This is a genomic window from Rhodococcus sp. P3_B8, assembly GCF_056402775.1.
Window position 1 is genome coordinate 1 of the sequence record NZ_JBFUGT010000211.1, and the last position, 11,254, is coordinate 11,254.

Consider the following 11,254-nt stretch of genomic DNA (forward strand, 5'->3'; position numbering starts at 1 on the left):
CTGTAGGACAGGTGAAGTGTCAGCTGACCTGACATGACGCGTACGAAGCAGGCTGGAGACCCGATGACATCGACCACCGAAAGCAACACGTTCAAGGCGCTGCAGGTGACCCGCCCGCGGGACCAGGTGGAGGGCCAGCTGCGCGAGGCGATCCTGGACGGGCGCTTCACACAGGGTGAGAAGCTTCCGCCCGAGACCGAGCTGGCTCAGCAGTTCGGTGTCAGCCGCCCCACGGTTCGAGAAGCACTCGGAGCGCTGGTGAGCGCGGGGCTGATCCGCAAGATTCCGGGCGTTGCTGGTGGCAGCTTCGTGAATACGGTGACGCCGGACTCTCTCAGCCGGATGCTCAGCGAGTCGATGGATACCATCGTTCGCATCGGCGCGCTGAACATCGACGAGATCACCGAGGTCCGCCGCGTTCTCGAGATCCCCGCTACGGAGTGGGCGGCCCGCAACCGAAGCGAAGCCGACATCGCCACGATGAAGGACGTCATCGAGCAGCAGAAGAACATCGCCATCGATGATCCAGAGATCCCGGACCTCGACCTGCGTTTCCACACTGCGATCGGCTACGCATCAGGCAATCGCCTGTTGGCCGCGTTCATCGCTTCCGTGCACGACGCAACGCACCCGGCCCAGTTCCTTGACGTCACACCAGATGTCGCACAGAAGACGGTGCGACAGCACATCGCGATCGAGGCGGCGATCAAGGCAGGCGACGYCGAGAAGGCCGGAGCTGCCATGCGTGAGCACCTCGACTTCGTGCTCCGCTATTCGCTTACATAATTACCCTTTATTTGTCAGACAATACTGGTATTGTTACCCGAGGAAAATCACATCCTTTACTAACAGGCTCCGCGTATTGCCGGTCCGCCGCCGTACGCGCGTCCTGCGCTTGGAGGCACCCATGGACAGCACCCGACCGACTTCACCGCCAGTTGAACGGCCCCGGCGTGTTCTCGTGACCGGAGCGGCAGGGTTCGTCGGCTCTCACGTGGTAGAGCTCCTGGCTACCGATCCTCGCGCAGAAGTTGTCGCCACCGACGCGGGCGGCGAATCCCGACTGAACGAGCTTGGCGAACTCGATGGGGTGTCGGCACATTTGGCAGACCTGCGAGATCTCTCAGCGATCGCCTCCCTCGTCGCCGACGCCGACGTCGTCGTCCATCTGGCCGCGGTCCGCACCCAGGCGTCGGCCGAGCGGCCGCGCGATGCCCACGACGTCAACGTCGGGGTGACGTATGACCTGCTCGCCGCCGCGCGCGATGCCGACACCAAGCGGGTCGTCCTGGGTTCCTCGCACACCGTCTACGGATCCTTCCAGGACCCGCATCGCGAGCCGTTCGCCGAAGATCACGCCTGGTCCTGTTCCGGAATCAACATGTACGCGGCAACGAAGTTGGCCGGCGAGGCCTACCTCGAAGCGTTCGCATCCGCTGGCGGGCCCGACTACGTAGCTCTCCGGTTGGGGACCATTTACGGCCCGCGCAGCAGCCCGGGTTCGAACGCGACCCTCATGACCGACCTCATCACGGCCATCCGCGCGGGCACCACACCGACGATCCCGTGGGCATCGACGGCACAACACGGCCTGATCCATGTCGACGATGTCGCCGAAGCGATCCGGCGTGCGGTGTTCTCCGACGCGACGCGCATGCCGATCAACGTGTCGGGGCTGCCGCGCACGTCGAAGGAGATCTACGGAACTTTGGCCGACATGCTCGGGGCCGACCCCAACAGCATCGTCTTCGACGAGAACAGGACCAGGTATCAGCTGGTCAGCCAGGCACGCCTGAAACAGGTTCTGGACTTCACGCCGGCGGTGGCACTCGAGGACGGACTGCGCAGCGTCATCGACTGGTTCGACGCACAAAGTTAGAGTTTTGGGCGTTGCCCGGATATCGCCGAGATATCCTCCAAGGCAACGCGATCTAAGATTTGCCTCGCGCCAATAAGGCTTGCCAACCGGACGTCACTAGTGCCAGCGACCGGGCACCTGTTCTGAATTTGCCGACACACCACCCTGTGGCAGCGTGTCGAGCAGGACGCCTTGCCCGTGGACATGGTCGAGCTTCAGGAACGTCCAGACCACTCGCAACGCTGTGTCGTAGTCGGCCATACGGTCAGATCTCGTACGCAAGTCGGTCTTGGCGCCTGCTTGTACGGCGCGCTCGGAGGAGTCCACTGGTGCAGGCCAAATGAAGGAGAAAAGCGCCCGTCATGCGATCCAAAATTGCCAGTCCGCGCACCAGGCCTGTCTCGATGCGTCGCCTGGCCATCGCTAGCTGTGTCGGGACCACGATCGAGCTCGCCGACTTCGGGCTGTTTGCACTTGCCGCCGTATTGGTGTTCCCTCATATCTTCTTTCCGGCGTTGGGGGATGCGGCTGGATTAACGGCCTCACTGGCCACTTTCGGTGTCGCGTTCGTGGCCCGCCCTTTCGGGAGTATCTTGTTCGGCCATTTCGGCGACCGCATGGGACGTAAAGGCACGCTAGTCACAACCCTGACCCTTATGGGTGTCTCCACCGTGTTGGTCGGTTTCATACCGCCTGCCTCCCAGATTGGTGTGGTTGCACCCATAATCCTTGTGACGCTGCGGTTTATTCAGGGACTTGCCGTCGGCGGGGAGTGGGCGGGTGCCGTCCTCACGACCGCCGAGTATGCGCCTGCGGGCCGACGCGGATTTTGGTCCATGTTCGCATCACTCGGCGGGGGGTTCGGTGCGATCCTCAGCAGCGCGCTGGTGGTCGGCGGAAGCCTCGGCATGAGCGACGAAGATTACCTGAGCTGGGGATGGCGAGTCCCCTTCATCGCCAGCATCATCCTGGTCGGGGTCGGGCTCTGGGCCCGGCTGAATATCGACGAGACGCYAGTCTTCAAGGCCGAAGTCGAGCGCCGCGGAGCACCGAAAGCCCCCTTCGTGCAGGCGTTCAAGGCTCAGCCACGCGAGATCATCTTGGCCTCCGGCACCATGCTGATGATCTACTCGTCCTATTACTTCGGCGTCACGTTCCTGACAAACTACGGTGGGACGCACCTAGGCATCGCTCGAACGCCGACGCTTCTCATGGCGTTGGCCGCGACTGTGTTTTACACCATCGGCATCTTCCTGGGTGGTCTCACCGCCGACCGATACGGGCGCCGCCTGACCATGGCCGCCGCCGCGACGGCAGCCGTGATCTTTCCGCTGATAATGTTCCCCGTGCTCAACTCGGGCGGATTTGCCGGCCTCGCCGTCGCCATGTGCATCACGATGTTCATCACTGGCACGGCGACAGGTCCGCTTGGCGCGTTCCTTTCTGAACTGTTCCGCACCCAATATCGCTACAGCGCCGCCGGTTTCAGCTACAACTTCGCGGGCATCGCCGGCGGCGCCATCCCGCCGCTGTTCGCCGCCTCCATCACCCAAGCTTTCGGCGCCTACATGTACGGGGTACTGGTGTCCCTGCTGAGCCTTCTGAGCCTAGCGTGCGTGCTATTGCTCAAAGACAACGCTGGACGAGACCTCACGTCGGAGGTCGGCGCCCGACCACGGCCGACGTTCGCCGAATCGTCTGAGCGAACCCGGACCACGACTTAGGTAGGCACATATCGAGATCCGAGACTGAGATCTTCAAGATACGAAAGGAAACACGATGCAAGGACTGGTATTCACCGGTCACAAGGAAGTCGAGCTACGAGATTTCACCAAACCGACACCCGGCCCCGGCGAAGTCGTCATCGCGGTGAAGGCCTCCGGCCTCTGCGGAAGTGACCTACATCAGTATCGCGCGAGTGATCCATCCGGATGCATAGTCGGTCATGAGCCGTGCGGAACAATCGACTCCGCCGGTCCGGGCGTCGACCCGCGTGTCGCTGCTGTCGGAGACCGGGTAACAATCCACCACTATGCGGGATGCACCGTATGTGACCAGTGCCGGGCCGGTTGGTTCCAACTCTGCCGACGTACCACCATCCGCTATGGCGCGGATGCCAACGGCTCACACGCACAATATATGCTCGCTCCGGCAGTGACGGTCGTCAAGATTGACGACTCCCTGTCCTACGAAGCGGGTGCCGCCATTGGATGCGGGACGGGGACCGCGTGGGGAGCAATACAGCGGCTGGGAAACATAGGCGGCAACTCACTGATCGTGTTCGGACAGGGGCCTGTCGGGTTGTCGGCGACGATGCTTGCCACAGCGATGGGAGCACGCGTAATCGCCATCGACGTCGAAGCGACACGATTGGAACGAGCGATCGCGTTCGGAGCGTCCGCCACCGTTAATGCGACCACAACGGACCCGCATGACGCGATCATGGAACTGACAAATGGGCGTGGAGCATCCCATGTGCTTGAAACGTCGGGCGCCGCTCGAGCAGGAGCGAGTGCGCTCGCCTCGCTCGAGCCATGGGGAAGAGTGTGTTTCCTCGGTCTGGGCGGCGCGCCGGTCGAGCTCAATGTCCGCTCGTTGATGCGAACCCAGGCAACAATCATGACGTCCTGGACGCTGTCGATCGTTGAGCTGGCCAGGTGCCTGGAGTTCATTACCGAGCGAGATCTGCCAGTTTCAGACCTCTTCAGTCACCGCTGGCGCCTCGACCAGGCAGAGGAAGCTTACGCCGAATTCGACAAACAGAATGCTGGCAAAGGTGTTTTCCTTTTCGGTTGAGGCCCGAAGCGAGCGCCGGGAACGTCTGGTGATCTCTCGCCTGTGCGCCTGACGTTCCCACGGTACCGTTGCGGAAGCCGCGGTTCGGTTGACGTTTGCCGCACCGCGGACCCCAATTGAGTACCAGGTGTGCGCGGATTCTGGCTGAGCACGCTCCGGCACCCCGTCGACCCCGCCGTAGCCGCGCTCGGCGTAGGGGAGTAGTCGGCCCGTGCAGTCAACTGTCGAGTAGATGCTGCACCAGCTTGCCGTATCGGCGCACCACTTCGTCGCTGCGCTGTGAGCAGGCGTCGGCACCAAAGATTCTCAGCATGGTAGCGAAACCGACGAGGGCGCTCACTGCGAGTTCGGCGCGCAGTCGTGCGTCGACGTCCCCGCCGAGCCGCTCGGTGAGCGGGTCGACGTAACCGCCGGTGAAATGTTGTATCACCGACTGGTGGTCCGGCGCGGTGAGTCGGAGCATGATTGCCCGTGTCATGGGTTCGACCGTGTCGGCATAAAATCGGTCGAATATATCGCGCACAAGCGCCTGGCCGAGGTCGGAACTGGGACAGGCAGGAAGTGGTAGCGGTTCCACCGTAGCCACTTCGAGAAACAATTCCTGTTTATTACCAACGCATTTCATCACCATGGCGGGGGACAACTCCGCGAGTGCTGCGATGTCGCGAATGGTGACCTGGCTGTAACCGCGTTCGGAAAAAAGCGCGGCGGCCGCCGCGAGAGCGGCGTCTCTCGCCCGGCTCATTGCACCACAGCCTCGTCGACACGCGCGGTCGTTGCGGCCAGCTCAGTTGGTTCGTTCAGTTCGAGATCGAGGACAAGCGATCCTCCCCAGACGGTGACCGCACGCGCCACGGTCGAAATGTGGGTGAATGCAGTAAGTATGTACCTCCCGTTCGGGGGAAGAGGCATCTCGTAGGAACCGACCGGCCCCGTTTTCGCGGTAGCGACGGCCTCGCCGCTCTGCCGGGTCAGCACGACGACAGCGCCTGCGAGTGGGCCGCGCGGATCGGTCACCGTGCCGGTGATGGTCAATCGCTCGTTCAGGATGATTGTGCCCATGTTGGCTTCTGCGACGAGGTCTGCGAGTCGGGAGTCGGGAGTCCAGCCCTCTGCGGCGGTGACTACGAGGTAGCGCCCGGATCCGGGAATGGCGACCGAGAAGTCGCCCGCTGAGTCCACCTGGCTCCAGTCGACCTGATCTCCGGATTGGGTGAGAACAGTGACGACGGCGCGACGGATGGGTCGTTCGGATTTGCTGAGCACGCGGCCGCGTGCCACTGCGGCGCGAATGCGACCCGGTTGTTCGGGTGACTCTTCTTGAGCTTCACGCAAACCGAGTATGGACAGCGCGATCAGCCCTGCCGTAAGCGAGGCCGCGGCGGCAAGCCAGAACACCAGCAGGAGGGCTCCGAAGCTCGGGAAGACGTCATCTGCGACACGTTGAACGCTCATCGTGGTGACCGCCGCCATCACGGCGCTGGCGGTCGACGTACCGATGTACCGGAGCAGGGTGTTCAGGCCGTTCGCCGATGCGGATTCCGTCACCGGCACAGCGCGCATGATCAGCGTGGGCAACGCGGCGTAGGTCATGGATGTCCCTGCTCCTACCAGCACCGCACCTGTCACGATCTGCCAGACGCTATCGCTCAGGTAGACCCGGGCGACGTAGGAACCGGCCATGATCATTGCCCCGGCAAGCAGAGTCATCTGGGGACCGTATCTGCGGATGAGTACCGCCGATACCGGAGCCGTCACTCCGAAGATCAACCCGATCGGGGCCATCCAGAGTCCGGTGCTCAGAACGTCGAAGCCGAGGCCGTAGCCGGAGCTCACCGGCAGCTGTAGGAGCTGTGGGGTTACCAGCATGTTCGCGAACATTGCAAAACCCAGCAACAACGAGGCGAGGTTGACAAGGAAAACAGGCGGTCGCGCCGCGACACGGACATTGACCAGCGGGTTGCGTACTCGGAGCTCCATGGGTACCCAAACGATGAGCAACAGCACCCCGGCGGCCGCCAGAGCGATAGTGAGACGCGAGGTCCATCCCCAGTGCGCTCCCTTGGACACCGCAAGCATTACGGCCGTCAGAGCAACCGTCCCAACTATCGCCCCGCGGTAGTCGAAGGATCCGCCGGTCTGTACCGGAGACTCGTCGATCACTCGCCAGACTGCCGCGAGAACGACCATTCCAACGACGCCGGTGACCCAGAAGATGGCATGCCAGTCCAGATGCGCCGCGATCAACCCGGACAGGGGCAGGCCGGCACCCGAACCGATGGCCAGGCTCGCGCTCATCAACGCCACGCCGAGCGGCACACGCTCTCGCGGCAGCTCATCACGCATGATTGCGATACCCACCGGTACCAGCGACAGTCCGACGCCTTGCATGGCCCTGGCCGTAATCACGAGCGCGAGATCGGTGCTCAGCGCACCGAGTGCCGAGCCGAGCACCATTGCCGCCAGCGCGACCATCATCATCCGTTTCTTCCCGAACATGTCGGCGAGGCGGGTGACGGTCGGTATCGAGATGGCACCGAACAAAAGGGTCGCGGTGACAAGCCACGAAACGTTGTCGGCGGTGGTGCCGAGCAACTCCGGAAGGTCGGGAAGCAGCGGAAGGACGAGGGTCTGCTGAAGGGAGACCACGGTGCCGGTCAGGGCAAGCGTCGCAACCACTATCCAGCTACGTGACGACGACTCGGACGCGGAGATGTCGAAGGGCGGACTCACGGAACTCCTCGTAGCAATGGTGAACATGTGTTTACTCATCGAGTAAACCACTGTTCACCAGCTGACGTCGAAACGAGGACGGGTGTGTCCGGACGGAGGGGCGTGGCTGTTGGGTAGCGTGCGGCAGACATCCGGCGAAGCCGTGCCCTCCCAGTCGATTCGTCTGTTGTGGTTGATTTGAGAGGCATTTGGCCGCCTGTGCTAGCCCGACGCGTCGCGCTGGGCTTGCCTGACGTGTGACCGAGGGGAGGGGTCGCCTGGTCGTTCACGGGAGGGCTTCCACGGTGACGTCGCGTCCTTCGAGGTATTGGAGGTCGTCGAGGCTGGCTGCGTAGCTGCCGAGTACGACGGAGTCGGCGGCGTGGGTGCTGGGTTCGGCGGTGTACCAGAATCCGACGTTGCCCCAGGGAATGTAGTACAGGAAGTCGCCCTGGTTCAGGATTGAGCCTTCGGTTTCCTCGTGGTCGAGTTCGCGGGGCAGGTAGCTGATCTTCTCGTTGCCAGCGAAGTCCTCGAACTCGAGAGTCAGCGGGAGCATCGACAGGAAGTCCTGGGCAGCCCGATTGTCTGCCATGGTGACGTGGATCGACGTGTCACCGGCGGTGAAGCGGACGGTCGTGCCTACAGCGTCATGGGAGGCCGTCGTGTCGAGTACGCGGGGTGTCAATGGCGAAGTCGGTGCAGTCGATGGTGAAGGAGCCCCTGTGTCATCGTCGGTCGTGTTGGTGCTGCAGGCGGCAAGCAGCAGTGGCAAGGTCGCGGCGAATGTGAATACGAATGCTAAGGCGAGGGGCTTTGATCGCACGGAAGAGTTCCTTTCACACGGGTCGATGGTGGACGCGATTTGTCCTGCTCAGGCTTGTGGAGCGGGGCGCGGGGTGACTTCGACGGTGGCGGCCTGGGGGCCGGAAGCGACCATGGGTGGCAGGTAACTGCTGGCTGCGTACTTGGTTCGGTACGCGGCGTCGATCCGATCCTTCAGTCCTGGGTCGGCAGAGTGGAATGCGACGTCGTAGGTTGCGCCAGCGGTGGTGATCTGCCCGGCCCGCTGGGCGATGGCGGCCTGGTACCAGCGGGAGCGGGTGCCGTTCCAGGCTCGGACGAACAGGCGCCCGTCGACCACGACGGACCAGATCCAGGTCGGGGTGCCGGGCGTGATGCCATCTGCGCGGAAGGGTGCGATGTGCAGGTCGTCGGCGTCGACGATCCGCTCAATGTGTGGGGTCGGCCAACGTTTCATGTGTCGTCCTTTCGTCGGAGGGTTCGTGGACGGGGAATTCGAGGATGATGCGATCGCGCACCCCGCCGGCGTCCAGAAGCCGGTGCGCTTCCGGTGCTTCGGCGGCGGGCAACACCGTCCCGACCCGCATGGTCAGGACGCCCTCATTGACCAGGTCGCGCAGGTGAGTGATTGCGGGATGGTCGGTCGCGCGTTGCCGCACGTTCAGACCGTGCACCCGGATCCCGCGTCCTGGATCCCCGTGGTAGGGGCGGAAGGTGGCCAGTTGCCCGCCGTCGCGGATCGCACCGACAATGTCATCGCCGAGTAGGGCGGCATCGGCGACCGCATCCACCCCGCCCGGGACACGCGCGACGACCTCGCGCGCGGCGTCCGGTCCGCGGTGAACGATCTGGTCGGCGCCGAACGAGCGGAYCAGGTCGTCGTCCCCAGAGCCTGCGATGGTGATGACCCGGAGGCCTGCGTGGTGGGCGAGCTGGGCGAGGTATCCGCCGACCGAGCCGGCCGCGCCGGTGACCAGTAGTGTCGCCCCTGTAGGAAGGTGGAGGGCCTCGAGCGCGTTGAGCGCAGTCATCGAGTTGTTGATGAAGCTCGCCGCCTCCGGTGCGGACGCCCCCTCTGGGATGCGGGTGACCGACGCGGCGGGCAGGACGACGTAGTCGCTGTAACCGCCGTGTGCGCCGAGATTGTCCACGAATCCGACGACCTTCTGCCCGGCCTCGACCGCCAGAGCCGGGTCGATGTCGTCGCCGACCTCGTCGACGACGCCGGCGACCTCCATGCCTGGCACGAACGGCGGGTGCAGCCCAGCATTCATCTCGGCCAACAGTCCGGTGCGGAGCATCGTGTCGACCGGCGCGATAGCGGCGGCGTGGACCCGGACACGCACCTGCCCGGGGCCGGGATGCGGGTCCGGGAGATCGACCGGATGGAGGACGTCGGGTCCGCCGTAGGTCTCGAGTGCGATGGCTTTCATTGTGATTCGCTTTCCTCAGAGCAGAGAGCGTCGCTTCCCGCCCGTGCCGAGGACGGGAAGCGACAATTCGGCCGTGGAAGAGACTCAGGGTTGGAGGAGGACCTTGATGGCGCGGCGCTCGTCCATGGCCTTGTTCCCTTCGGCGACCTCGCTCAGCGGGAGGGTGAGATCGAAGACCTTGCCCGGGTCGATCTCGCGTCGCCAGATCCGGTCGATCAGGTCTGGCAGGAACCGGCGCACCGGGGCGGGACCGCCGTGCAGGTGGATCTCGGCGTAGAACAGTTCTTCGCCGGGCAGGTTCACACCGTGTGAGACGCCGACGAAACCGAGATGCCCACCGGGGCGGGTCGACCGGATGGCCTGCATCATCGCTTCCTGTGTCCCGACCGCTTCGATCACGGAGTGCGCGCCGAGTCCGCCGGTGAGTGCCTTGATTTTCGCGACACCGTCGTCGCCGCGTTCGGTGACGATGTCGGTGGCTCCGAACTCCAGGGCCAGCCGTTGGCGGGGCTCGTGGCGGGACATGGCGATGATCCGGTCGGCGCCGAGTTGCTTGGCGGCGAGAACGGCGAGCAAGCCCACCGCTCCGTCACCGACAACGGCCACAGTCTTACCGGGGCCGGCCTCGGCGGCGACGGCGCCGTACCAGCCGGTGCCGAGCACGTCGGAGGCGGCCAGCAACGACGGGACCAGGTCCGGATCGGGGATGCCGGGGGTGGCGACGAGGGTTCCGTCGGCGAGGGGGACCCGCAGCAGGTGTGCCTGCGCACCACCGGCGCCGGCGAACTCGACGTGCTCGCAGCGGGATTGGTAACCGGCCTGACAGATCTCGCAGGTGTTGTCGGAGGCGAAGAACGATCCGACGACGAAGTCACCGACCTTGACGTTGTTGACGTCGTTGCCGATCTGTTCGACGACGCCGACGTATTCGTGGCCCATCGGGGTGGGTTGGTCGACGGGGTTGATGCCGCGGTAGTCCCACAGGTCCGACCCGCACACGCAGGATGCGGCCAGGTGGATGATCGCGTCGGTCGGGGCGAGGATCTGCGGGTCCTCGCGCTGTTCATAGCGGACGTCGCCGGGGGCGTGGATGACGGCTCCGTACATGCGGTTCAGTTCTCCTCGGTGGTGAAGGCGTTCTTGGCGACGGTCATCGCGGACATGGCCTTGGGCCAGCCGGTGTAGAACGCAAGGTGGGTGATGGTCTCGATGAGTTCCTGTTCGGTCACGCCGTTGTCGCGGGCGAACGGGAGGTGGAAGTTCAGCTGGTCGATGTTGCCCATCGCGAGCAGGGCCGACACGGTGGCCAGGCTGCGGTCGCGCTTGGACAGATCGGGCCGTTCCCACACCTCGTCGAACAGGATCTTGTCGGTGTAGTGGACGAGTCCGGGGGCGAAGTCACCGAACGCGTTCTGTCCACCGGTCCAGCCAGTACCTGTGTTCTCAGCCATGCTTGTTTCCTCTCGTCCGGCATCTGGGGATGCCTCGTCGGTTGTTCAGTTCGTTTCCTGCTGCGACTCCTCGCATGCACCGCCTTCGAATTCATGCCGTTGTGCTGCGTCGCGATCGGTGAGCAATGCACCGAGGCCGCGCTCGGCGGGGACGCGACAGACGCCATCGACCACAAAAGATGCTCCACGCCATGAAAGGT

General features: G+C 64.0%; 12 protein-coding genes. 4 read left to right on the plus strand and 8 right to left on the minus strand.

Annotation, left to right across the window (positions count from 1 at the left end; all coding sequences use genetic code 11):
* Positions 1-126: 126 nt before the first annotated feature.
* Together AC1D1G_RS33685 and AC1D1G_RS33690 are read left to right on the plus strand one after the other, a co-directional pair.
* The gene (locus tag AC1D1G_RS33685) at positions 127-786 is read left to right on the plus strand and encodes a FadR/GntR family transcriptional regulator (protein ID WP_477955460.1); all 660 of its coding nucleotides are present in this window, start codon (positions 127-129) and stop codon (positions 784-786) included.
* 121 nt (positions 787-907) lie between these two features.
* Positions 908-1,879, plus strand: a complete 972-nt coding sequence (locus tag AC1D1G_RS33690) for an NAD-dependent epimerase/dehydratase family protein (RefSeq protein ID WP_477955462.1) — start codon at positions 908-910, stop codon at positions 1,877-1,879.
* A 96-nt stretch (positions 1,880-1,975) separates the two neighbouring features.
* Here AC1D1G_RS33690 and AC1D1G_RS33695 read toward each other — a convergent pair whose 3' ends face one another.
* Complete coding sequence (locus AC1D1G_RS33695) at positions 1,976-2,119, minus strand: hypothetical protein (RefSeq protein WP_283335371.1); 144 nt, start codon at positions 2,117-2,119, stop codon at positions 1,976-1,978.
* A 101-nt stretch (positions 2,120-2,220) separates the two neighbouring features.
* Here AC1D1G_RS33695 and AC1D1G_RS33700 point away from each other — a divergent pair, with 101 nt between their 5' ends.
* Together AC1D1G_RS33700 and AC1D1G_RS33705 are read left to right on the plus strand one after the other, a co-directional pair.
* Positions 2,221-3,582: an MFS transporter gene (locus AC1D1G_RS33700; protein ID WP_477955464.1), complete on the plus strand. Its 1,362-nt coding sequence runs from the start codon at positions 2,221-2,223 to the stop codon at positions 3,580-3,582.
* 55 nt (positions 3,583-3,637) lie between these two features.
* Positions 3,638-4,654, plus strand: a complete 1,017-nt coding sequence (locus AC1D1G_RS33705) for a zinc-binding dehydrogenase (protein ID WP_477955465.1) — start codon at positions 3,638-3,640, stop codon at positions 4,652-4,654.
* 217 nt (positions 4,655-4,871) lie between these two features.
* Here AC1D1G_RS33705 and AC1D1G_RS33710 read toward each other — a convergent pair whose 3' ends face one another.
* From AC1D1G_RS33710 to AC1D1G_RS33740, 7 genes are all read right to left on the minus strand, one after another.
* The gene (locus tag AC1D1G_RS33710) at positions 4,872-5,399 is read right to left on the minus strand and encodes a TetR/AcrR family transcriptional regulator (protein ID WP_283351986.1); all 528 of its coding nucleotides are present in this window, start codon (positions 5,397-5,399) and stop codon (positions 4,872-4,874) included.
* Positions 5,396-7,387, minus strand: a complete 1,992-nt coding sequence (locus AC1D1G_RS33715) for an MFS transporter (RefSeq protein WP_477955466.1) — start codon at positions 7,385-7,387, stop codon at positions 5,396-5,398. The genes AC1D1G_RS33710 and AC1D1G_RS33715 overlap by 4 nt, the downstream gene beginning before the upstream one ends.
* Positions 7,388-7,652: 265 nt before the next feature.
* Positions 7,653-8,054 carry a cyclophilin-like fold protein gene (locus tag AC1D1G_RS33720; protein WP_025432683.1) on the minus strand — a complete coding sequence of 134 codons (402 nt, stop codon included), beginning with the start codon at positions 8,052-8,054 and terminating at the stop codon, positions 7,653-7,655.
* A gap of 186 nt (positions 8,055-8,240) precedes the next feature.
* Positions 8,241-8,627 (minus strand): DUF2255 family protein, encoded by a 387-nt coding sequence (locus AC1D1G_RS33725; protein WP_182624918.1) that lies wholly within the window; start codon positions 8,625-8,627, stop codon positions 8,241-8,243.
* Entirely contained in the window at positions 8,599-9,603 is a 1,005-nt protein-coding gene (locus AC1D1G_RS33730) for a quinone oxidoreductase family protein (protein WP_477955467.1), read from the minus strand. The genes AC1D1G_RS33725 and AC1D1G_RS33730 overlap by 29 nt, the downstream gene beginning before the upstream one ends.
* Before the next feature lie 84 nt (positions 9,604-9,687).
* The gene (locus tag AC1D1G_RS33735) at positions 9,688-10,710 is read right to left on the minus strand and encodes a zinc-dependent alcohol dehydrogenase family protein (protein WP_477955468.1); all 1,023 of its coding nucleotides are present in this window, start codon (positions 10,708-10,710) and stop codon (positions 9,688-9,690) included.
* Between the two features lie 5 nt (positions 10,711-10,715).
* Positions 10,716-11,054, minus strand: coding sequence for a carboxymuconolactone decarboxylase family protein (locus AC1D1G_RS33740; RefSeq protein ID WP_061697793.1), 339 nt, complete (start codon positions 11,052-11,054; stop codon positions 10,716-10,718).
* Positions 11,055-11,254: the final 200 nt, after the last annotated feature.